This is a genomic window from Shewanella sp. ENK2 (assembly GCF_043568515.1).
Taxonomy (GTDB): Bacteria; Pseudomonadota; Gammaproteobacteria; order Enterobacterales; family Shewanellaceae; genus Shewanella; species Shewanella japonica.
The window spans coordinates 4,091,592-4,115,394 of record NZ_CP171406.1 but is presented as its reverse complement, the minus strand read 5'-3'; the positions used below and the strand labels follow the sequence as shown (position 1 = coordinate 4,115,394).

At 40.3% G+C, this 23,803-nt stretch carries 19 protein-coding genes, 1 pseudogene and 1 riboswitch; of the genes and pseudogenes, 8 read left to right on the top strand and 12 right to left on the bottom strand.

From position 1 onward, the window contains the following. Positions 1–29: 29 nt before the first annotated feature. From thiH to ACGEDC_RS17965, 7 genes are all read right to left on the bottom strand, one after another. Complete coding sequence (gene thiH / locus ACGEDC_RS17995; protein WP_282166864.1) at positions 30–1,139, bottom strand: 2-iminoacetate synthase ThiH; 1,110 nt, start codon at positions 1,137–1,139, stop codon at positions 30–32. 71 nt (positions 1,140–1,210) lie between these two features. Continuing rightward, positions 1,211–1,975 (bottom strand): thiazole synthase, encoded by a 765-nt coding sequence (locus ACGEDC_RS17990; protein WP_394494856.1) that lies wholly within the window; start codon positions 1,973–1,975, stop codon positions 1,211–1,213. A gap of 1 nt (position 1,976) precedes the next feature. Further along, positions 1,977–2,180: a sulfur carrier protein ThiS gene (gene thiS, locus ACGEDC_RS17985; protein ID WP_065108213.1), complete on the bottom strand. Its 204-nt coding sequence runs from the start codon at positions 2,178–2,180 to the stop codon at positions 1,977–1,979. Between the two features lie 29 nt (positions 2,181–2,209). Continuing rightward, positions 2,210–3,079 carry a HesA/MoeB/ThiF family protein gene (locus ACGEDC_RS17980; RefSeq protein ID WP_394494853.1) on the bottom strand — a complete coding sequence of 290 codons (870 nt, stop codon included), beginning with the start codon at positions 3,077–3,079 and terminating at the stop codon, positions 2,210–2,212. After that, entirely contained in the window at positions 3,072–4,754 is a 1,683-nt protein-coding gene (gene thiD, locus ACGEDC_RS17975; RefSeq protein WP_394494851.1) for a bifunctional hydroxymethylpyrimidine kinase/phosphomethylpyrimidine kinase, read from the bottom strand. The genes ACGEDC_RS17980 and thiD overlap by 8 nt, the downstream gene beginning before the upstream one ends. Positions 4,755–4,757: 3 nt before the next feature. Beyond that, on the bottom strand, positions 4,758–6,776 hold the full coding sequence (gene thiC / locus ACGEDC_RS17970) for a phosphomethylpyrimidine synthase ThiC (RefSeq protein ID WP_394494849.1): 2,019 nt from the start codon (positions 6,774–6,776) through the stop codon (positions 4,758–4,760). A gap of 219 nt (positions 6,777–6,995) precedes the next feature. Then, positions 6,996–7,094, bottom strand: a riboswitch (TPP riboswitch). Positions 7,095–7,290: 196 nt separating this feature from the next. Next, positions 7,291–8,598: a hypothetical protein gene (locus tag ACGEDC_RS17965; RefSeq protein ID WP_394494847.1), complete on the bottom strand. Its 1,308-nt coding sequence runs from the start codon at positions 8,596–8,598 to the stop codon at positions 7,291–7,293. Between the two features lie 336 nt (positions 8,599–8,934). Between ACGEDC_RS17965 and trhA the strand changes: the two genes are divergently transcribed. The 3 genes from trhA (at position 8,935) to ACGEDC_RS17950 (ending at position 10,861) form a co-directional block, all read left to right on the top strand. Beyond that, positions 8,935–9,615, top strand: a complete 681-nt coding sequence (gene trhA, locus ACGEDC_RS17960) for a PAQR family membrane homeostasis protein TrhA (RefSeq protein ID WP_394494845.1) — start codon at positions 8,935–8,937, stop codon at positions 9,613–9,615. A 98-nt stretch (positions 9,616–9,713) separates the two neighbouring features. Next, entirely contained in the window at positions 9,714–10,058 is a 345-nt protein-coding gene (locus ACGEDC_RS17955; protein WP_394494843.1) for an MGMT family protein, read from the top strand. Between the two features lie 20 nt (positions 10,059–10,078). Further along, positions 10,079–10,861, top strand: coding sequence for a DUF3108 domain-containing protein (locus ACGEDC_RS17950; RefSeq protein WP_372038668.1), 783 nt, complete (start codon positions 10,079–10,081; stop codon positions 10,859–10,861). Positions 10,862–11,068: 207 nt separating this feature from the next. On the opposite strand, the gene ACGEDC_RS17945 is transcribed toward ACGEDC_RS17950, so the two are convergent. Then, complete coding sequence (locus ACGEDC_RS17945; RefSeq protein WP_055025884.1) at positions 11,069–11,845, bottom strand: class II glutamine amidotransferase; 777 nt, start codon at positions 11,843–11,845, stop codon at positions 11,069–11,071. 241 nt (positions 11,846–12,086) lie between these two features. Between ACGEDC_RS17945 and fadE the strand changes: the two genes are divergently transcribed. Then, on the top strand, positions 12,087–14,534 hold the full coding sequence (gene fadE, locus ACGEDC_RS17940; RefSeq protein ID WP_394494840.1) for an acyl-CoA dehydrogenase FadE: 2,448 nt from the start codon (positions 12,087–12,089) through the stop codon (positions 14,532–14,534). Between the two features lie 353 nt (positions 14,535–14,887). After that, on the top strand, positions 14,888–15,361 hold the full coding sequence (locus ACGEDC_RS17935) for a DUF1254 domain-containing protein (protein ID WP_394494838.1): 474 nt from the start codon (positions 14,888–14,890) through the stop codon (positions 15,359–15,361). A 180-nt stretch (positions 15,362–15,541) separates the two neighbouring features. On the opposite strand, the gene ACGEDC_RS17930 is transcribed toward ACGEDC_RS17935, so the two are convergent. Beyond that, positions 15,542–16,432 carry a LysR family transcriptional regulator gene (locus ACGEDC_RS17930; protein ID WP_394494836.1) on the bottom strand — a complete coding sequence of 297 codons (891 nt, stop codon included), beginning with the start codon at positions 16,430–16,432 and terminating at the stop codon, positions 15,542–15,544. 156 nt (positions 16,433–16,588) lie between these two features. On the opposite strand from ACGEDC_RS17930, the gene ACGEDC_RS17925 reads away from it, so the two are divergent. The 3 genes from ACGEDC_RS17925 to ACGEDC_RS17915 all read left to right on the top strand — a co-directional run bounded on the left by ACGEDC_RS17925 (position 16,589) and on the right by ACGEDC_RS17915 (position 18,882). Then, positions 16,589–16,894: a monooxygenase gene (locus tag ACGEDC_RS17925; RefSeq protein ID WP_394494834.1), complete on the top strand. Its 306-nt coding sequence runs from the start codon at positions 16,589–16,591 to the stop codon at positions 16,892–16,894. A gap of 58 nt (positions 16,895–16,952) precedes the next feature. Further along, the gene (locus ACGEDC_RS17920; protein WP_394494832.1) at positions 16,953–17,327 is read left to right on the top strand and encodes a hypothetical protein; all 375 of its coding nucleotides are present in this window, start codon (positions 16,953–16,955) and stop codon (positions 17,325–17,327) included. 1,159 nt (positions 17,328–18,486) lie between these two features. Continuing rightward, positions 18,487–18,882: a DUF1214 domain-containing protein gene (locus ACGEDC_RS17915; RefSeq protein WP_282166856.1), complete on the top strand. Its 396-nt coding sequence runs from the start codon at positions 18,487–18,489 to the stop codon at positions 18,880–18,882. Positions 18,883–18,938: 56 nt separating this feature from the next. On the opposite strand, the gene ACGEDC_RS17910 is transcribed toward ACGEDC_RS17915, so the two are convergent. From ACGEDC_RS17910 to ACGEDC_RS17900, 3 genes and pseudogenes are all read right to left on the bottom strand, one after another. Continuing rightward, positions 18,939–19,274, bottom strand: coding sequence for a Fis family transcriptional regulator (locus tag ACGEDC_RS17910; RefSeq protein ID WP_394494829.1), 336 nt, complete (start codon positions 19,272–19,274; stop codon positions 18,939–18,941). 136 nt (positions 19,275–19,410) lie between these two features. Next, positions 19,411–22,504: pseudogene (locus tag ACGEDC_RS17905) on the bottom strand (efflux RND transporter permease subunit). Continuing rightward, positions 22,501–23,583: an efflux RND transporter periplasmic adaptor subunit gene (locus tag ACGEDC_RS17900; RefSeq protein ID WP_119968258.1), complete on the bottom strand. Its 1,083-nt coding sequence runs from the start codon at positions 23,581–23,583 to the stop codon at positions 22,501–22,503. Before ACGEDC_RS17900 ends, ACGEDC_RS17905 begins: the two are co-directional and overlap by 4 nt. Positions 23,584–23,803: the final 220 nt, after the last annotated feature.

The window sequence follows — 23,803 nt, the reverse complement described above, 5'->3', positions numbered from 1 at the left end:
ACAAAGAAGATTGTGTATGAACCTTACTTCTAGCACCAAGCTTTTTCCCAATCTTTCCAAACGGGGTTTAAGCCAATAGTACGCATAGTATTTGCCATTTCACTGGCGCTACGTTCATCACTTATTTCAAACTGATCCAATTGTGTATTAGGGTTTTGATACCCGCCAGGCTCTGTTGAGCTCCCTGCACTGATATTGGTGACGCCAAGCGGCAGTAAATTGTTCCTAAAGCTAGGTTCTTCACGTGTTGACAAGCTAATCTCAAGTTGCGCATTGAATAATCTGAATGCACAAATCATTTGCACTAAGCCTTTATCAGTTAACTCAACTTTCGGGGTCACACCACCAGTACAAGGTCTTAATCTTGGTAGAGAAATACTATAACGAGAACGCCAGAAGCGACGTTCTAAATACGATAGATGATACCCCATTAACAGTGCATCTAAACGCCAATCATCCAAACCGAGTAATACTCCGAGACCAATTTTATCAACACCAGCACTAGCTACACGCTCAGGTGTAGTTAACCGATAGACGAAGTCTTGTTTTTTACCACGCGTATGATGCTTAGCATAAGTTATAGGTTGATACGTTTCTTGATAGACCATAACAGCATCTAAGCCTAATGCTACAAGCGCTTGATACTCTTCTGTTTTTAATGGCTGCACTTCAATAGCAACATAGCTAAAATGTTGCTTAACTATTGGTAAAACATGGCTAAAATAGTCAATTCCTACTTTTGTTTCGTGCTCACCTGACACCAATAAAATTGAATCAAAACCACGTTGTTTAATGATCGAAATTTCTGCTATTAACTCATCATCAGACAATGTTTTTCTTTTCAATTTATTACTCATTGAAAAGCCGCAATAATCACATTCGTTAGCACATAAATTAGATAGATATAGAGGTAAGTACATACCAATATTGGCACCAAAGCGTTGTCTTGTTATCTGATATGCTTGCTGCGCCATTTGCTCTAAATATGCAGATGCAGCTGGTGATAACAGTGCCATTAAGTGGTCGATATCACGCTGCGGGGCGGCAAGTGCACGCTCAACATCATTAGCTGTGCAGGAATATAACTTCATGGACAACTTATCGAGGTCTAATTGTTTAAAATAATCACTAAAACTCATCGTTTCATCCTGATAGAAAATCTACCGTCCATCAAATAACCTCTAAGGTTTATATAAACTTCTCAGTTTGATCAGCTCTCTAAAAAATGTGTCAATGGACTGGTATGTTCAGCATGTTTTGTCACACTACCAAGACCTGCAAGATAAGCCATACGCCCAGTGTTAACAGCATCTTTAAAACATGTCGCCATATGTTGAGGGTTGGCACTACTCGCAATTGCTGTGTTAACTAACACAGCATCAGCTCCCATTTCCATTGCCCGACACGCTTGTGAAGGCGCACCTATCCCAGCATCGATGACGACTGGTATATTGGCTTGCTCTATGATGATTTCTAAAAATGGTTCTGTCGCTAAACCCTGATTGCTGCCTATTGGGCTGCCCAGTGGCATCACAGCAGCGCAGCCAACTTCTTCAAGTCGACGACATAACACTGGATCTGCGTGAACATATGGCAACACCGTAAAGCCTTTTTCACATAACACTGAGGCTGCAGCAAGCGTTTCTATAGCATCAGGCATCAGGTATTTAGGATCTGGGTGAATTTCAAGTTTAACCCAATTAGTACCAAGCATTTCTCTAGCTAACTCAGCAGCAAAAATGGCTTCTTTCGCTGTACGAGCGCCAGCGGTGTTAGGCAATAGTTTCACCCCCATTTCTTGTAAAGGCGTGAGTAAGTCATCAAAGTTCTTGCTGAGATCGATACGTTTCATGGCTAATGTGACCAGCTGCGATTGCGAAGTCGATAATGCAGCTAACATGGTTTCAGTATCAGAAAACTTGCCAGTTCCGGTAAATAACCGAGATTCAAATTGGTGATCGGCAATAGTTAACATGTCAGCCTCCTGCTACCGCTGAAAAAATATCTATTTTATCGCTATCTTGACACTCAATTTGAGCCCAACGACTTCTTGGTACCACTTGTTCATTCAGCACTAAGGCCACTGTTTTAGGATTAATTTCCTTTGACTCAATTAACTGCAACAAACTCGGGTTATGACCTACTTCTTCTTGTAAGCCATTAAATTTTATCGTAATCATATATTCCAGCCTTACCTAGCTCAGTTAGGTTAACTTGTATAACAAACGGGACATTCAGCATCTTGACTCAGCGTAACTTGACGCCATTGCAAACTGCGAGCATCAAAAAGATGTAACAGCCCTATTAATGATTGTTTCGCGTCATCGTCACCACTAAGCCATTGCAATCCCATCAGTGTTTGCATTGATGCGACACTAAGCACTGCTGCATTTAATACACCGAGATCAGAACACTTTTGAGTCATTAAGGTATCTTCTGGGAACAGACATTGAAAACAGCCACTACGGATATTTGGCAGTGTTTTTGCTGACTTAGTTTGTGTTGAATTAGTTTGCATTGAACTTGCTAGTGACGTGTCATGCATAGATGCGGTTATTGATAAAGGGTCATATGCCGGCGCAACACACAATAATTGCCCCTGGTAACCACTAATAGCAGCACTAATTAGGGGTATTTGATACTTAACCGCGACTTTATTATTCAGCAATCTAGACTCGAAATTATCAGTACAATCGAAAATAATATCGACACTTTGCAGTACAGCAGCATCCTGTTCAGTGAAGCGTTTTTGACGGGCTGTTATTGTGCAGTCTTCATAAGCTAACGATAGTTTTTGCGCGGCAACGGTTACTTTAGCTTTACCAATATCCGAATCTGTGAATAACAGCTGCCGAGGTAAGTTAGAAAGTTCAACCTTGTCATCATCAAATAATATTAATTCAACGATACCTGCAGCAGCGAGTTGTTGAGCCACAGCATGGCCTAAGCCACCGACTCCAATGACTACCGCCTTACTCATTTGCAGTGTTTGCTGCCCCAACTCACCAAATTCAGGCAGTAATATTTGCGCAGAAAAGCGCATAAATTGCTGGTCACTCAGTCCATAAGCCTTACTCATCGCACACCTCTTCTAACTGAGAGCTACTTGTGACTAGATCTATAGGGCTATCACTCGCACGATGAGGACTAAACTCTGGTGCTAACCATTGTTTGTACAGCTTTAAATAGGCGCTAGCTGGCTCATTTGCGGTTGTAACGGCTCTCACTACAGCAGCACTGTCTACACCTGTGTGCTTAATTTGTGCGAGTACCGATTCATTGATCCCACCTATTGCTACGGTTGGACAAACATGTTTTAACAACTCAGCATAAATCGAAAGCTTTTCTAAACCTTGCGGTTTAGAAGGCATCACTTTGGTTGTGGTGGCAAAGATATGCCCCAGTGCGATATAAGAAGGTTTTAATTGATTGGCCAATAAAATTTCGAACACACTGTGGCTAGAAAGACCTAATGCAATGCCTGCACTTTTAAGGGCTGGTAAATCAGCGAGAATCGCATCTTCTTGCCCTAAATGCACTCCGAATGCATTATGTTTTAGAGCCAGTTGCCAATGATCATTGATAAATACTTGCGCATTGTATTGTCTACCTAATGCAATAGCTTGCTTAATATCTCGCTCAAGCTGCTCGCTAGAAACAAGACTGTCGGCTTTGATTCGTAATTGTACGGTCGTGCAATTCGCTTGCAGTAATTGCGCTAGCATCGCTATGTCATCAACAACTGGATAAATGCCGATATCACGTTGCAAACGCACAAACTCATTAGCCTGTGCATCATGGTTTAACGCGCTATCGAGCAATAATGTATTATTGATATAATATGAAATCTTAGGATAATAACTAATATCACTTGGCCATCCTGTTTTTGCTACAGGTCCTGCGCCTTTCCCATAACTAACACTATAGGTTAAGCCTTTTAAAACATATGCTTTTGCCATGACAATCGCATCATGCAAAACAAAACCTTTGGCCATAAAGGCAGCTATTGCACTTGAAAGCGTGCAACCAGTACCATGATTATTTGCTGTTAATACTCGTGGTGCGGTTAGCCAATATCGCTGAAATTGGTGTTCTTCACTGACACCTAAAACTGCCTCACAGACAAATAAATCAATGGCATTATCACCTTGCCAACCATGAGTATCACCACCTTTAGCCAACACATGACAATCTAGATATTCACTTAACCAACATGACGCTTGATAAAAGCCATGCTGAGCATCAATATCAATATTCGATTGGGTTAGCTTTATAAGTTCATGGGCATTGGGGGTAATCAAATCCACTAGCCCTTTGAATGGCGTAAAATCTAACTCAGACTCACTATTGAGGCTGTCTCCAGAGCTTGCGACCATAACCGGATCTAAAATAATAGGGATAGTCTTAAAGGCCAATGAACGACATTTAAATGATTTTATCCAACGAGCTATTAATTCAAGCTGTTTTTGATTGGCAATTAAGCCAATTTTTATTGCTGATGGCGCTAAATCCTCGGCCAAAGCATTTAGCTGGCCGAGTAACATTTCTTGAGAAACAGCGTCAACCTTTGCAACAGTCACGGAATTTTGCGCCGTCAATGCTGTGATAACACTGCAGCCAAAGCATGATAAATCATTAATTGTCGCTAAATCGGTTTGTATTCCTGCGCCTCCACCACTATCAGAGCCAGCAATCGTCCAAACGATAGGCTTGGCACTTTGTGGTTGTTGACGCTGTTGATGAAATTGGTCCATGAATCACCTCTCAACAGACTCAGATTCCAATTCCATTTCAAGCTTATCGCTCGTCTTATTGAGTGGTTGATAGATTTCTGACCCTGTGGCTTTAAATTCAGCCGACTTTTGTGCCATGGCCGCTTCAATATGCTGAGGATCATTAACCTGAGAAGCACTAAATGCAGTTGCATCTACCACAGAAATGGTTTGAGAAACCACGTTATTACCTGCTTCACGTTCTTGTTTGGCAGCGTAATCACGTACTTCTTGCGTGATTTTCATCGAGCAGAATTTAGGGCCACACATTGAGCAAAAGTGCGCGACTTTAGCGGATTCTTGTGGCAATGATTCATCGTGATACGCCCTTGCTGTATCAGGGTCTAAACCTAGGTTATATTGATCTTCCCAACGAAACTCAAAACGGGCTTTAGATAAGGCATTATCACGAATTTGTGCGCCAGGGTGCCCCTTGGCAACATCCGCAGCATGAGCCGCAATTTTATAAGCGATTAACCCTTGCTTAACGTCTTCTTTATTTGGCAGACCTAAATGCTCTTTAGGCGTGACATAACACAGCATTGCAACGCCATACCAGGCCATTTGCGCAGCACCAATACCTGACGTAAAGTGATCATATCCAGGAGCTATATCTGTAGTTTGAGGGCCTAAAGTATAAAACGGCGCTTCATCACAGTGAGCCAATTGTTTTTCCATATTCACTTTAATGAGCTGCATTGGTACATGCCCAGGACCTTCGATAATGGTTTGAACATCATACTCCCATGCCACTTTAACCAATTCGCCTAACGTTTCTAATTCTGCAAATTGCGCTTCATCATTGGCATCAGCAATACTGCCTGGGCGCATGCCATCACCTAGTGACAGTGACACGTCATATGCGGCGCAAATCTCACAAATTTCTCTAAAATGCTCGTATAAAAAACTTTCTTTATGATGGCTTAAACACCACTTCGCCATGATCGAACCACCACGAGAAACAATGCCAGTCAGTCGTTTTGCTGTCATTGGCACATAGCGAAGCAATACCCCAGCATGAATCGTGAAGTAATCAACCCCTTGCTCAGCTTGCTCAATCAAAGTATCTCTAAACACTTCCCATGTTAAATCTTCAGCAACGCCATTAACTTTTTCAAGCGCTTGATAAATGGGTACAGTTCCAATCGGCACAGGCGAATTACGAATGATCCATTCACGGGTTTCATGAATATAACGACCAGTGGATAAATCCATCACCGTATCGGCGCCCCATCGAGTTGACCAGACAAGTTTTTCTACTTCTTCTTCAATAGACGAGGTCACCGCTGAGTTGCCAATATTAGCATTCACTTTAACCAAAAAATTTCGGCCAATGATCATTGGCTCAGCTTCAGGGTGATTGATGTTAAGCGGGATAATTGCTCTACCACGAGCCACTTCTGAACGAACGAATTCAGCAGTTATTGGCTGACCTATACTTGCCCCAAAGGCTTCTCCTTGAGCTTTTTGAGTTAAGATCTTATCGGTAACCTGCTCCCGAGCCATGTTTTCACGAATCGCGATGTATTCCATTTCAGGAGTAATAATCCCCTGTCGAGCATAATGCATCTGTGTAACACACTTGCCCGTTTTGGCGCGTTTAGGAGACACTAAAGCCTCGAAACGTAAATGATCTAACCCATCGTCAGCTAATCTTTGCTGAGTAAAATTAGAACTAACCCCTTTAAGCTGCTCAGTATCTTCACGCTCTTCAATCCATGCTTGTCTAAATTTGTTTAAACCTAGACGGACATTAATTTTGGCTTCAGGATCTGAATAAGCCCCCGCGCAATCATAAACTTTTATTGGTGGGTTTGACTCGGTAACCGGATTCTCGTCATTGCCACCAATAATGGTGTCCGTTTGATGAATTTGGCGCATGCCGACTCGCAAATCATCTCGAGAGCCTGTCAGATAAATTTTTTCAGAGTTAGGATGTTGTAGTGGTTTTAGCGTATCAATAAACGCTTGGGCTTGTTCACGGGTTTGACGACGATTTGACATTAGCAACCTCAAAGTTAATTAAATAGAGTTGCTTGTCTGGAGAATGATGTTGATGACGAGCGAGTTATAAAAACTCCGTAATTTGCTGATGCAGTTTACTCAAAAATGATCCTTGAGCGTAAACTTTCTATGCTTTTACATTAGAAATAATTTGCTAGAAACAAAGCATAAACGGCTTTATTTTGAAGCGAATCATTTACACGCTAAGCAAAAAAACGAGCAAATTAACTGCTTGTTTCCTTCGCAGGTTTTAACCTGATCAGGTTCAACGGATCCCGAATAAACGGTCTCAGCCATAAGGCACTCCGACAAGATGTCAGCAGTATACTCAGCTTAAATAACAAATTACAAGTGAATTTATATCAAGCCACTTCACCTTACGTTCGAAAATTACGTTAAGGTAATAACCTGAAAATATTATATATACTTCAAATTAACTTATTTAAATATAAGTTGAATGAATATTAATGAAAGCAAATAACTTAAATAAATCTCCAACAAACGAATAAATCATTTAGGGAAGTCGAATTTTAGCTAACCTTTTCTCAATTGACTTTGAAATGGCTTTCTTCATTTTGGCACTATCACAGGGCTCTGCATAACCTAACCCTTCAGCATGAGGATTTATTTGCGTAGGCAGTTTAACAACACGATAGCAGGTATCACCTTGACGCATAATTCGATTCGGATCTAAACGGTGATCAAATGTTGTTGCTTGACGAGTATCTTCAATAATAATGAGTTCAATATCTTCCATCTCCGGTGTCATTTCACTCACACTTGCGCCACTGTTTGATGTTGCATTGCGTGCTTGATTACCGATTAATAAATCCAGCGATTGCTGATTCAAGTTTTTTAACATGTCATGGCTCGCTTGATTAATAATGGCGAGCTTGTCATTACTACCAATACCTATTGCCCCTGATTCGGACGAAAACAAATCACTGTCAAAAAGATGATTATCGCTATTCACTTGCTCAATATCTTGCAAGTACATACTTTCAACGTTATTCCAATTAAACGCTTGTTCTGACTCAACTTGTTGTAACAGTGAAGGTTTCGCTTTAACGGTATCACTTAATTTAACCACCGCTTTGAGTTCAGAGTCCTGTTGTGATTGAATCTGTTGCATTGTCACTTCAACAACAGGTGCTTTTTCTGGTTCAGGCGCCATTGTTCTTTCTTGACTGGCAGTTGCAGCATTCTCATCTAGCTCAGGTGCTGATTTTTGCAAATCATTTTCTTTTATCGATGCTTCTTCAGCTTTATGTTCTCGCTGCTTATCTGATGCCTCATCAATCGCTGGTAGTTCTGTGGCAACATCTTGAGTATTTTGTTTTGGCGTTTCATCTTCTTGCTGCAAAGATGCCTGTATTGCGGCTAGCTGCTCTGCCGTCATAAAGTAGGCGTTAATTTCTTTTTTACTTGGAGTTTCTGCCACATTTTCCTGTGACCCAACAACCTCGACAAATGCATCAACCGTTTTGTCTGCGACTTGCATTAATAACCAAAAACCTACTATGTGAACGGCTGAAATTCCAATGATCATCAGAGCCATTTTCCAATGATTTATTGGATTAACAGCTTTATTATGACGTTCATGTTGAGATGAAATAACAGGGGGTAATACAGGGGTGACAATCGCGTTCTCATCTTGAGCAAGAGTCAAAGACGACTTAATAGGGTCAGCTTTATTCGAGATAACTGCCAATTCATATTGATTAAACTCAATTGGTACAACCTCTTCACTACGAGACTCTACTTTAAAAGCTTTATCAACATGTGCTTTAGATTCAACAGAGTTGTCTCGAGGTTGTTTCATTAGCGCTTCCTATCGCATTATGATGGTTAACATTTAGCAGGTCACTTACTCTATATACTGGCAGCATGAATACGGCTTAATGAAATATTAGCCCTATGAATTCAATCATAAAATAACCTATATAAATCATTTAACATACTCAGTTAACCTCAGATACTAAAGATTAAATTTAGTTCAATTCTTATCCGTATTTCCGACTATTTCTACTTATAATTATCTAAGCTACTGAAAATAAACACCATAAATAAGCTTACACGTGTAAGCTAAAGTGGTGGTTTTTTCAGATTTAAGCTGTTACTCTAATTTCCTATTTGCTTATCTAGGTCGTATGCAACAATGTCAATTGAGTTAAGAGCGCAACAACAATTAAATCAAACAAGCAGTCATCAGGCTGACTATTGTGCTACTGAAGAAATGGCTAATAGTCTCACTCATGGGCTTGGTGTTGTTGCAGGTATCGCAGCATTTTCCGCAATGTTAATAAAGGGATATGGGCAGTTAAAGACTTTGGAATTACTTGGTGTTGCTATATATGGTTTAAGTATTGTATTGCTGTTTCTTGCATCAACCCTATATCACTCTAGTACCAGTCCAATTTGGCGAAAACGATTCAAAATGGCGGACCATTGTGCAATTTATACCTTGATTGCAGGTACATACACACCTTTAATGCTCATTAGCCTCGATGGTGAACAAGCCAATATTGTTTTAGCATCCATTTGGCTATTAGCGCTAGGGGGTATCATTTTTAAAACCTTGTTTATAGGAAAATTTAAAGCCTTTTCAGTCATTCTATATCTCATCATGGGCTGGTTGTGTGTCACCGTAATGAGTGATTTGATAAAAGGTATGACAGATTTAGGTTTCAATTTGCTCCTTGCAGGTGGTGCATTTTATAGCGTTGGCGTGGTATTTTACGTAAATAAACGTATTCCTTACAATCACGCTATTTGGCATCTCTTTGTCCTTGCTGGTGCGCTATCGCATTTCTTGTGTATTTACTTAACTGTCATTTAATTATCATTTACTTCGCATTAAAAATATAATCATCTGAGGGTTTCCTATAACGAATTGAATGATTTATGCTGTTGTTTTTACTGCTATAGAACATAGTTATGACCACCCTATCCCCGAAACAACGAATTTGGTTTATCGTTAACATGATCCCATCTGGAAATGTGTTAGCCTATGGTAAAGTGGCCGATCTCGCAGGACTTCCAGGTCGTGCCCGATATGTATCTAAAGCGTTAAAAGAAGCACCTGAGCATCTTAATCTTCCTTGGCACCGAGTCATCAATAGCCAAGGCAAAATTTCATTTAAACTCAACACCCTTCATTTCCAAAATCAACAAGAACGACTAAAATCAGAAGGAATAGAAGTGAACAAAGGCAAGATTTCATTGTCGAAATTTGAGTGGAAACCAGACATGGCAACCTTGGTTTTGTCCTTACCTTTTTAACATCATGTATAGGTCTAATTTTGATTAAGATATGTTCAGTAATACTCACAGGTATGATGACTTTTTCAAGCCCCGTAATCGCTGCAGAGCCTGCTGAAACAAGTTTACATCAAGACTTTTTGAAGCCATTGACTCCACACAATGCGGAATACAAAGTCTATTATGGCAGTATTGAATTGGGTAAAGCACGCTATCAATTACCAGCAAGTAGTGACGGCTATTATGAATATCGTTTTGATAGTGATGTCAGTTTGTTAATGCTCTCCGATGTACGCAATATTAAAAGTGAATTTCAGTTAGTAGAGGGAAAAATAAAACCAATTCGCTATATGAGTGAACGCTCGGGTACTGGCAGCGACTACAGTGAGCAAACTGCATTTGCAGCGTCACAAGGTGTCATTCATACAATATATAAAGAAGAGAGAGAAAAACTTGAATACGCAGAAAATGTGCTTGATCCATTAACCGCACAACTGCAATTTAGAATGGATATGTACTCAAACCCTAAAACATTACATTACGATATGGTCAAAGAAAAAGAGTTTGATGACTACGAATTTAAAATTGTGGGTAAAGAGCAAGTCATTATTGATAGTGGTACTTATCAAACGGTTAAAATTGAAGTGGTTCGTAACAGTAAAAAGCGACAAACGTTTTTTTGGATGGCACCTGATTTAAATTATTTACCTGTTCGATTAAGCCATTTTTCTAAAGGCAGTAAACAACTGGATATCCAATTAGACAATTACCATTTTTTTGAATCACAAAAAATGGAAGCCCCAACAGTACATTCTAAGGAATAAGGATATGCTGACTTAAGAGATAATTGCTTTTCGTCAGTAATATTCACTGTAGCAACTATCTCTTAAAATCTTTCTCTTAAAAGCTATTTATTAAAACAGCCTCTTAGAAACAATCCTTGTTAAACAATCTCAGTTAAATAATCTCAGTTAAATCATTCGCCCTATATAGAAGACTATTTTGGGTTCAGTATAAAACCATAAGTATTGTTAACAGACTTGTAGTTCACCTTGTCTAAACAACTTCCATTCGCCTGGCGATAATATATGCCATTGCTCGTTATTGGTCAGTGGTCTTGTCGCAATAACAGTAACAACATCATTCGGTGTGGTTTCTTTATCAAAATCGATTACGACGTCTGTATCAATCAAAGTAGCTTTACCAAACGGTGCTCGACGAGTGATATAACATAAGTTGTTGCTGCAATAGGTCATCAAATCAACCCCATCACTTAAAATCATGTTAAATACACCTAAAGCACGGATCTCATCCGCAAGTCCAGAAATGAAACTAAAGACCTTTTTCATGTCTTCTGGTTGCTTATGGCCAAATTCAGCTAACACCTGTTCCATAATCCAACAAAAAGCTAATTCACTGTCGGTATCCCCAACAGGTTGAAAACGTTCAACAACAAACTTATCTTGATAGTCTGAAAGCTGACCATTATGAGCATAAGTCCAATACTTTCCCCATAATTCACGTGTAAAAGGATGGGTATTTTCTAAAGAAACACATCCACGATTTGCTTGACGAATATGGCTTACAACTATTTCACTTTTAATAGGGTATGATTTAATTAACTTCGCAATATGCGACTCGCTACTTGGGCAAGCATCTTTAAAAGTTCGACTGCCCTTACCTTCATAAAAAGTAATTCCCCAGCCATCAACATGTGGGCCAGTCACCCCACCTCTTTCAGCTAAACCTGTGAAACTAAACACAATATCAGTTGGAACATTAGCGCTCATCGCTAGTAATTCACACATGAAACACGCCTTAAAAATGTTTTAAAAGTCAAAAAATTACCTAATGACTATTGTACCTAGTGAAAAACTTTTTGTGGATATTTATTGCTTAAAATATTTTAAACAATTGTTTGAAAAAACTTGTAATCGTGGTCAGTAAGGTTTAATTTTATGTGATACAGGTCTGACCACGTTCAGTTCTGTGAATAGGATCATTAATTTGTAAGTGCTCAATTTTTTGAGGGCTTTAAGGAGAAAGACTTTGACTACCCTTACCTGGATCATCGCCATGATCGCAGTTCTTGGCGCCGCAACTTATATGCGGGTGTCGTTATTAACGGCAACAATCGCTGCAGCTGCTGTCATGTTCATTGGCAGCGTATTAGATATTGTTGGTGGTGTAACATGGATAGTATTTTTAGCCCTCGCATTACCACTGAATATAAAATCTTTTCGTCAAAACTTTATCTCTCGTCCACTACTTAAAGTTTATCAAGGCATCATGCCTGAAATGTCTTCTACTGAAAAAGAAGCCATCGAAGCCGGAACAACTTGGTGGGAAGCTGATCTGTTTGCGGGTAACCCAAACTGGAACAAGCTTCATAACTACCCTAAAGGACGGTTAACCGCAGAAGAGCAAGCCTTCCTCAATGGGCCAGTTGAAACCGTTTGTAAAATGGTTAATCAACATCAAGTTTCACACGAACTTGCTGATTTACCACAAGATGTATGGCAATACCTTAAAGATGAAGGCTTCTTTGCCATGATCATTAAGAAAAAATACGGTGGTCTTGAGTTTTCTGCGTACGCACAATCACGTGTACTACAAAAATTAGCCGGTCTGAGCAGTGAACTTGCGTCAACTGTCGGCGTGCCAAATTCATTAGGTCCTGGTGAGCTATTACAGCACTATGGCACCCCAGAACAACAAGATCATTATTTACCTCGTCTCGCTAAAGGACTTGAAGTACCTTGTTTTGCATTAACAAGCCCTGAAGCTGGTAGTGATGCGGGTGCAATTCCTGATTTTGGTATTGTATGTAAAGGTGAGTTTGAAGGCGAAGATGTGTTAGGCATGAAGCTTACATGGAACAAACGCTACATTACCCTAGCCCCTGTTGCCACTGTTCTGGGTTTAGCATTTAAACTTCGAGATCCAGATGGACTATTAGGTGATACTGAAGATCTAGGTATTACCTGTGCGTTAATTCCGACAGATATTCCAGGCGTTGAAACGGGTCGTCGTCACTTCCCACTAAACTGTATGTTCCAAAATGGACCAACACGCGGTAATGAAGTATTTGTACCACTTAGTTTTATTATTGGTGGTCCAGAAATGGCCGGCCAAGGCTGGCGCATGCTAGTTGAGTGTTTATCTGTAGGTCGTGGTATTACCCTACCATCTAATTCTGCCGGTGGTGTTAAAACTGCAGCGTTAGCAACTGGTGCTTATGCACGTATTCGTCGTCAGTTTAAATTACCGATTGGTAAGCTTGAAGGTATTGAAGAGCCAATGGCACGCATTGGTGGTAACGCTTATCTGATGGATGCTGTGAGTTCGTTAACGACTGTTGGTATTGGTTTAGGTGAGAAACCTTCGGTTATTTCAGCCATTGTTAAATACCATTTAACCGACAGAATGCAAAAGTGCGTTATTGACGCTATGGATATTCATGGTGGTAAAGGTGTTTGTCTCGGCCCCAATAATTATTTAGGCCGTGGTTACCAAGCTGCACCAATTGCCATTACCGTTGAAGGTGCAAACATTTTAACCCGCTCAATGATCATTTATGGTCAAGGTGCAATCCGTTGTCATCCATATGTATTAGCTGAAATGGAATCTGCTTTTGATACCACTTCAGGACAAGGATTAAGTAACTTTGATAATGCCATTTTCGGTCATATTGGGTTTGCTATGTCTAACTTTGTTAGAAGTTTTTGGATGGGGTTAACGTCAAGTCGACTATCTAAATCACCTTATAGCGATAAAACAAAACGTTATTATCAACATATGAACCGCTTTAGTGCCAACCTAGCTTTGCTATCTGATTTAGCGATGGCAACCTTAGGCGGTAACCTGAAACGTAAAGAACGTATTTCTGCTCGATTAGGTGATTTGTTAAGTGAACTATATCTCGCATCTGCAACTTTAAAACGTTATGAAGACGAAGGACGTTTAACTGAAGACTTACCTTTAGTTCAATGGGCTGTAGAAGATTCACTGTATAAACTACAAAGCTCACTTGATGATTTATTAGATAATTTCCCTATGGGTCTTGGCATTGCACTTCGTGCTGTTATCTTCCCATTCGGTCGCCCATTAAAACGTCCTAGCGATGTGCTTGATCATAAAGTTTCTAAGATCATGCAAACGCCATGTGCGAGTCGTGACCGTTTAGGTCAAGGCCAATTCTGGACTCCTTCAGAGCACAACGTTGTGGGCATTCAAGAACAAACCTTACTTGATATTCTGGCTTCTGAGCCAGTGTATGACAAGGTATGTAAAGCAGCTGGCAAACGTCTACCATTTATGTGGTTAGACAAGGTTGCCGCAGAAGGTAAAGCACTAGGCGTGTTAAGCGATGCTGAAGTAGCCTTACTCGAAAGAGCTGAAGTTGGGCGTTTGAAAACCATCAATGTGGATGATTTCGACCCAGAAGAACTTGAAGCAAAAACTGCTGCCGTAGCTAATCAAATACAAGCAGCGTAATGCTAGTTAATTTGTTTTAGTCTATTAAAGCCAAAGGGAAAGCATCTGCTTTCCCTTTTTTATACCTAAAAATGCCCCTCTAACGTGCATAGAGTCATTCATTCTGCACCCGAATGCAGTGTATTCAATCGTCGTATTCATTATTTTTAGTCCTGATAAAATATGGTCTTAACATTAAGCTTCCTGCCCAAAGACGCAGCACTTTCACAGCACCTGTTAAATTAACTCTATTACAAATAAACAAATTTCCCTTGTCGTCAGCCAATTAGCACTAGCTTAATTGTCATTTGTTATAACTGCGCCAATGAGTTAGCTTAGATTATAAACAGATCACTTACTCTCAAGGAAGAACTATGAAAATTGTATCCAAACTTGCTGCTATTGCGCTATTGACCTCAACTAGCGTGAGCGCTGACCCTATCATCGTCAATCAAGATAACTTCCCTCAGGCTTACACCAACCTTAGATTTGCTGCGATAATTGAAAAAGCGGGTGGCTTAAACACGTTCTTAAAGATGCCAGTTCCAAGTAGTGATCCGACACAGCAATTCGTTGTGAGAATGAACAGAGATACAGCTTATTCAACTTCTGTTTTCGATTTATCTAGCAGGAAGGTTTATATCACCATCCCGAAAACGGATAAATATGTCACCATACAAATCGTCGATGAAAACCATGAAACACAACGAATGATATATGGGCCTGGCAGACACTTAATCACCGCTAAGACAGATCATGCATTCCTCATAGTCCGTACTCTTGATAGTGAATTACGTGACAATATTGTGGTAGAGGCGCCGAAACTGTACGACCATATTAAAGTTTGATAAAAAATTATGGTTGTCATGGACGGTAACAACTCAATAGTTTGATAATTTGTCTGAGGGCGCATGTCGTTTTCTTATAATAATGTTTGATCATTTTCAAACACACTTTTGGACAAAAACGAGCCAATTACATTACTAAATTAGAGAACAACGGATTAATTAGAGTATTACAAAAACAACTTATCTAGAGGCCGACACTAGAAGTAATTCGTAAAAACGTTTTGTAGCAGGTCCCGTTTTTGCCCCTTTAGGTAAAGTAAGGTGTAATGGAACCTGATAACCACCGCCATTTTCCACATTCAACACAGCCAGTTTCCCACTCCCTCGGCTATCAACAATATGCTTTGGCAACCTGCAATAACCCACCCCCTGCTCTACTGCACTAAAGGCATGGTCGAAATTATCAACCGTAATGCGCTGACTTGACTTCAACCAACCCACATCTTTTTTCTCTCCGAGCTTTTCAATCGAGCCTAAATCTCTAACAACAATTTGTGGTAACGACGACAGTTGTTTTAGCGATATGGATGTCGCATTAGCTAACGGATGCGAGCTAACCACAACAGGCTCCATCTTTGTAAAGCCAAAGACTTCTGCCGAATAATTTGTGATGGGTAGGTTGATGATAGCTACATCGGCTAGTTCTTGAGTCACCATTTCCGTTGTTTTAGACAGTGACGTTTCAACAACTTGTATCGATGTGGTGTTGTTCTCCGCCAAAAATGCAGTCATGGGTTTATAAAGACGTTCAAGGCGGCAAAGATGATCAACCGCTACCACTATTTCAGATTCCACACCCTTTGTTAGCTGTTCACTGATCAGTTCAAGTTCCCGAGCTTGTTCCAGCATGGTGCTCGCCCTGCGCAGTAACGCTTTGCCGTCTTCCGATAACACCGCCCTCCGACCTTCAACCTGAACCAAAGACACGCCCAATTGATCTTCCAACTTTCTCAGAGCATAAATAAGCGTAGTGTGGCTCTTATTCAACTGCAATGCCGCAGCCTGAATGCTGCCAGCGCGGTCTATTTCATAGAGTGTTTGCCATTGCTCTAGGGTTGTCTTTAATCTCATCGGTCTAAAATCCTGACAGTTAATGATAATATTATGAACTTTTCTGTCTGTTTTTTACAGGTAATATCTATTTCAACAGGCAATCAAGCCTCCTATGTTTTGCTAAATGACCATGAGTCACAGCGCAATACCAAGAAACTGTTTGGAGAAATAACCATGAAATTATTACAAGTTGATTTTGAATTTAACGGCCCATTTGGTGAAGAGATGTCAAACGCACTCGTTGACCTAGCAAAGTCTATTAACAACGAACCAGGCATGATCTGGAAAATCTGGACAGAAAACCAAGCCGAAAAACTGGGTGGTGGTGTCTACCTTTTTGAAGACCAACTCAGTGCAGAGACTTACCTAGCGATGCATGCCGCTCGCTTAAATGAGATGGGCGTAGAAGAAGTGCGTGGTGTAATTTTTGACGTTAATCAGCCATTAACTACCATTAACAAAGGTCCAATCAACGGCTAATTCAGACGTTTGCTGAATGAAGAAAGATAATGAAAGACACGAGATAGAGAGATACAACATGAACAATAAAACGTTTTTAAGCCTACACGGCATCATTTACGCTGGGTTTGCCATCGCACTGTTTTTTCTACCAACGGTGATGTGGCCCATGTACGGCATGGAAATCAATGATAAGTACGCTTACTTTCTGTCTCAACACACCAGTATCTTCCTTGGTGGTATTGCAGCGATAACTTGGCTATTACGAGATATTGAAGCCGGGATTAGCGCCAAAAAGCTTATCCAAGGTTTGGTTATCACCAATATGCTGGGTGCTATCATCACATTGTATGCGGCTTTCACTGGTATCTTTGTTGGCTTTGGTTGGAGTGACCCCGCGTTCTTCCTTTCACTATCTATACTGAGCGTGTTGCAGGTTCGTAAGCAAGCTTAAACGGTTATTCAGTTCGGATAGCACAAACAAAAAGCACTCGCTATATGCCGAGTGTTTTTGTATTCAATCATTTTATCAAGACTAAAGTAAAGTTCAATAATAATGATAAAGCCTGAACTTTATAGACATTACTTGTATGAGCAAAATTAGGTTCAATCTCCTACAATAACTCGTGATTAAATCGAACGAAATTCATATAGGGGCACAACGAGTTACGAGCACTAATCTACTAACTCATTGATATTTGAAACTGTTACAGAAGGCCAACACTTCAATCTAATCCATTGCCTGCCGCTGGGATGTTCAGGGTGAACGCAATGTTGCAATCACATGGTCAATGATATTCCAAACATCATACTGACATTTACCATATCCCTATGGTTCAGATGTGAAAGAGCGACCTTATGTGCAGATATATCCAATATACGCCGTTAACACATCCATGTTTTCTATGGTCTTGAACGTAACTACACTGGAATTATTGTCTCTTCGATTTGACTATCGTCGTCGCAATTATAAAAGCTACAAAGACCAAGAATCTAATCAGCTAAAAGACTCAAGTTGAATTCAGCATTCAAGCCTAAGAATAATTTCAGAAATTAATTGAGGATACAAACGAACCTGCGGGTGCAATAAATCCCCATTGAAATTGCTGAAATGCGTTGAAGGTTCTTTACTCAAAATATAGCGTAAGCTATTTTCGAATAAGCATGAGGCTTACTCGCTTTGAAAGAGTAATTTCGTTGGGGCGGCAAGGATTTTTTATCCAAGAGTGAAAAGGGAAATGCTGTTGTTTCCCTTTCGTCAGGTGTGGGCGAAGCGCCACGACGTTAATCTAAACGAAGTTTGGAAATAGAGAGAACACCACGACGTTGATTTTTCAAAATGATAAAACAAGTTTTGGGGCAGAAATGTGTTACTCCTAACCCGTTTCTGCCTGCAAAAATGCGAGAAATTATCAAACTATATTATAAATGATCAGACTTTATTATGATTTATCAAACTTTAATATGAACGCACAGAAACCAAAGCCATTCAAAACAAAAAACTGGGATAAACCATCTTTCCAAAAACTGAAGAAGAAGGTAATGCTGATTTCAGTGATGGTTATTACCAAGCTGGTGCTTTTAGTAATGTTGAAAGCGGTCAAACTCCATATATGAACTATGTTGGAGTTGCAGGTGGCTGGGGCGGCGCAATGGTCATGGATAACATTTATCAAACCAGCCCCTATTTTGACGCTAATGGATGTTATGAAACCACATTCGTCAATCCAGAAGCAAAATACTTTTGGTCAGCGACTGTTTATAACGGTGACGGATACATGTTTAATGACGTAGCCAATATATCAAGTGAAATGAACCCAAAGCAAAATAAAGATGGAACTTACACCTTGCGTTTTGGTTGTAAAGGCCAGCCAAATAATATTCCAGTATTAGAAGGAAATACCACTGGTAAATTCAATGTCTTAATGCGCCATTATGGCCCAAGTGACATGGTGAGCAATGGTGAGTATGGCTACAACATGACTCAATTTATTAGAAAGGCAGATTGATGTTAATTACCTAATCAAAAGATTAATTACTGCGAACGGAATTTAAGCAAAGAAAATTACTTCAATCGCTTTGCCCAATTGCCATTATGCTGCGCCTCACTGCGTGTTTCGCTATCAAACACAATTTGTTTGGTTTGCAGCTTAATGCCCTGCTGCTGTAATTGATGGATAATCAAATTCTGGATATAAACATCTTCCTTGTTTAACACTAAATCCGTCAGTTGAGCATCATTTTCAAAAATACAGACGACTTTTAATGAGGTCGGAAATGCATTGAAATTAACCGTATGAGTTAGCCATTCAAAACCTGGATATTGCTCAAGTAACCTATCGCAAACTTCTGTCAGTGTTTGAATAATTTGTTTTTCTATTTTCTTATCTGATTTTTTCATATCATCACTTCTCCGTTGCCAACCTTTCCGACAATCATCGAGTAACTATCCTTTTAGCTTTATAAAATGGCAATAAAAAAGCCAGTTTTATATAACTGGCTTTTACCGAATAAACCGAAAGCTACTAAATGACTAATTAATTTTTTAATTCTTCATCTAACAGTTTAGCGATAGCTTCAGGTGAGCTACTGTTTCGAGCAAAAATACTATAAGCAACAGGGATCACCAATAAGGTGAAGAAGGTTGCTAATAAAATGCCTGAAAGCACAACAACACCAATCACAAAACGAGTTTCAGCTCCTGCACCACTTGATAACACCAAAGGAATTGCGCCTGCAGCTGTGGTAATACCCGTCATTAAAATAGGTCTTAGACGCTGCGCCGAGGCTTGAACTATCGCTTCATCAAAAGCAATCCCTTTATCTCGCAATTGGTTAGCAAACTCAACAATCAAAATACCATTTTTAGCTGCCAGTCCCACCAGCATAATAATACCAATCTGACTGTAGATATTGATGCTTTGACCTGTAAACCATAAACCGATTAACGCCCCTAAGGTAGCTAATGGCACAGTTAACATAATCACCATTGGATGCACATAGCTTTCAAATTGCGCCGCTAATACAAGGAACACAATACCGAGTGCTAAAACAAATACAAAGTACATAGAATTACCAGAACTTTGATAATCTAACGATTGCCCTTTGTAGCTGATGACAGCTTCAGCTGGCAGATAAGTATGGGCAATATCGTTTAAGTAATCTAACGCTTCGCCTAAACTGTAACCATCCGCTAAATTCGCTTCAATGGTGATTGCTCGCATTCGGTTATATCGATTTAACGAACTTGCATCAGCATATTCTTCGACCTTAACTAGGTTAGATAACGGCACTAACTCACTGGTTCTATCCGAGCGAACATAGATATTTTCAAGATCAGAGGCTGTATTTTGATTGTCGCGATTACCTTCAATAATGACATCATACTCTTCACCGTCACGCATAAAGGTTGTCACCAAACGTGAGCCTAGCATTGACTCTAAAGTACGACCAATATGTGAAATAGACACGCCTAAATCTGCAGCACGATCTTTATCTATCGCCACTCTTAACTGCGGTTTTGTTTCTTTATAATCATGGTCAAGTCCAACGAGCATCTGATTTTCAGAGGCTTTTTTCTAATAACATATCTCGCCAAAGCGCAAGCTCTTCGTAGCTTGGGCCACCTAATACAAATTGCACAGGTTTACCGACACCACGCCCAAACGCTTGCCTCATGATCGGGAATGCTCTCACCCCAGCTAAATCAGAAATTCGACTACGGATATCGACAATAATTTCATTCGCAGGTCGTCTAACAGACCAATCTTCTAAAACAATAATCGCCATGCCGTTAGAAAAGTCAGCCGCGGTTCCAAAGCCCCTTGGTGCACGAATTAACAGACGCTTAATATCACCAGACTCAACTAAAGGCATCAACCTACCTTCAATTTCATCCATGTACTTTTCAATATACTCAAAGCTTGCACCTTGAGGGCCGTTAACGACTAGGAACATTGAGCCCCTATCTTCACTTGGTGCAAATTCTTGTGGAATTTTATTAAGCAAATAACCACTGACAGCAAAGGCAACGACCACAATCAGACCAATTAAATACGGCTGCTTAATCGCGGAGTTAAGGTTTGACTGATAAATTGATGACAGATAATCCATTAAGGCGTCAACTTTTTTGACTAACCATGAGCTCTCACCAGCAGGCTTTAATAATTTTGAGCACATCATTGGGCTTAAGGTTAATGCCACTAAACTCGAGAATATGACCGCTGCGCTCATCGTCACAGCAAACTCTTTAAATAGTTTGCCTAAATCACCGTCCAAAAAGCTTATTGGCATAAATACCGCAATCAAAACAAGAGTTGTAGCAACAACGGCAAATGCAACTTCTCGACCACCAAGGTAAGCCGCCTTCAACGGTGAGTCGCCAAGTTCAATACGGCGGTGAATGTTTTCAAGCATCACGATGGCATCATCAACCACCATACCAATCGCAAGGATCATCGCTAACAGCGTTAACAGATTAATTGTGTAGCCAAGGCTATAAAGAACAATAAATGTTCCCATGAGCGATACAGGCACGGTTAGCGCTGGGATTAACATAGCCCGCACGCTACCCAAGAACAGATAGATCACGATAATGACCAAGATCATAGCAATAAAGAGTGTCTGATAAACCTCTTTAATTGAAGCTTCGATAAACACTGAGCTATCGTATGAGCGTTTAATTTCCATTCCAGCAGGTAGAGTTGGATTAATCACATCCACTAGTGCATTAGCCGCACGCGCCACTTCTAACGTGTTAGATGTTGACTGCTTAGATACACCGAGTCCAATCATTGATTCAGTGTTACCACGGAACATAATACGCTCTTCTTCAGAGCCGATCGCAACCTTGGCAACATCACCCAACTTAACTAAGTAACCATCATCACCTTGGGTAATCACTAAATTGGCAAAGTCCTGTTCGGTTCTAAAACTTCTATCAACTCGCACTGTAAAGTGACGCTCTTTTGATTCAATTGAACCAGCAGGCAATTCAACGTTTTCTGAGCGAAGCGCTGATTCAACATCCGCTACCGTCAAGTTTCGAGAAGCCAATGCTTGGCGATCAATCCAAATTCGCATGGCATACACTTTACCTCCACCTAAACGAATATTGGCGACACCGTCTACGACTGAAAAGCGATCAACTAAATAACGACGTGCGTAATCGGTGAGCTGCAACGTTGTCATTTGATCAGAGACAAGGTTTAGCCACATGATCACTTCATCACCACCGTTAGCTTTCTCAACCTCTGGCGGATCGGCTTCTTCAGGTAAATTGTCTAACAATCCAGAGATTCGATCACGTACATCGTTAGCTGCAGCTTCAATATCTCGACCAACATCGAACTCTAACGTCACTGAAGAGCGACCGTCACGGCTTGTTGAGCTAACATGCTTAATCCCTTCAACCCCACTAATCCTATCTTCAATAAGTTGGGTAATACGACTCTCAACTACCGTGGCACTCGCACCACGATAACGGGTATCAATAGACACAACTGGCGGGTCAATATTGGGATATTCTCGTAAGGGTAGCTTTTCAAAAGACACTAAACCCAAAATGATAACCAAAATACTAATTACAGAGGCTAATACCGGTCTTTTTACTGAAATATCAGTTAATATCATGCGGCGTTCTCCGCTCCGGCGACCTTAGCAAAGTTAAATGCTTCAGCTGCTTCTGTTTTTACCTCATCGCCAGGTCTCACCTTTAATAGGCCGCGAATAATTACAGGCTCATCAATCACAAGTCCATCAATGATTTCTACCCAGCCACGATTTCTTATACCTAGAGAAACTTGTTTACGTTCAACAATATTTTCATCATTCACTATGTATACATAATGCTTCGATTGAATGGGAATAATGGCTGACTCAGGTAATAGCAAGGTTTCACGGTTTTGCTTGATTAGTTTCACCTTCATCAACATACCCGGTAACAAAGCAGAATCTGCGTTATCTATAATCGCACGAACAATAACAGCGCGGGTTGATGGATTAACTCGGCTATCTATCGATGTGACTTCGCCTTTGAAAATACGATCAGGAAACGCAATCGCTTTTGCCTCAACACTCTTGCCTAACTGTAATTCTTGAATAAATCGCTCTGGTACAGAAAAGTCGAGCTTAATTTTACTGACATCATCTAACGTAGTTATTTGTGTGCCGGGAGAAACTAAACTACCTACGCTCACTTGCTTTAAACCAAGGCGCCCAGAAAATGGGGCATGAATGGCTCTGTCTTCTAGTGCCGCTTTAGCCTGTTCAAGTTCCGCTCTGGTGGTGTCAATTAATGTTTGAAGTCTGTCTCTTTCAAGCTCAGCAACCGTTTTACTGGTTACTAGGCTTCTAATACGGTCAAGTTCACGAAGGTTATCAGTAACTTTGACTTCAGCAGCTCTTACTTTTGCAACCTGCTCACGATTTCTAAGTTGTACTAACAAATCACCTTTAGAAACAATATCACCATCATTAAAATTAATGCTCGCAACCTGCTCAGTGACTTTCGGGGTAATGGTTATCGATTCAAACGCTTTGTTTGTACCAATCGCTTCAACTTCGTCACGGACAGGAAGCATGGCAACTTTAGCCACAACAACATTAGGGATAGGTTTGACACGTTGATTAGATTTTTCAGGAGCCAAGGTTGATTGATAACCAAACCAAGCCAGAGCTAATGCTACGAGTAATATAATTGTTTTTTTCATCGTTATTCCGTTCATCCCTCTATCAAAAGAGGTTTGATGTTAGCGAGTATCAGTTTTGTGGCAAACGTTAGTTTACCTAGCGGTAACTCGGTATCAAGGCGTTTTACCTTTACTTACAAATTACACATTTGATTAACATTCAACTTCAGTACGAAATAACCTGAATCTAAGTTCACTTTTGGTGAATTATCCTAACCTGTCATGTAAACCTAGCGTTTTC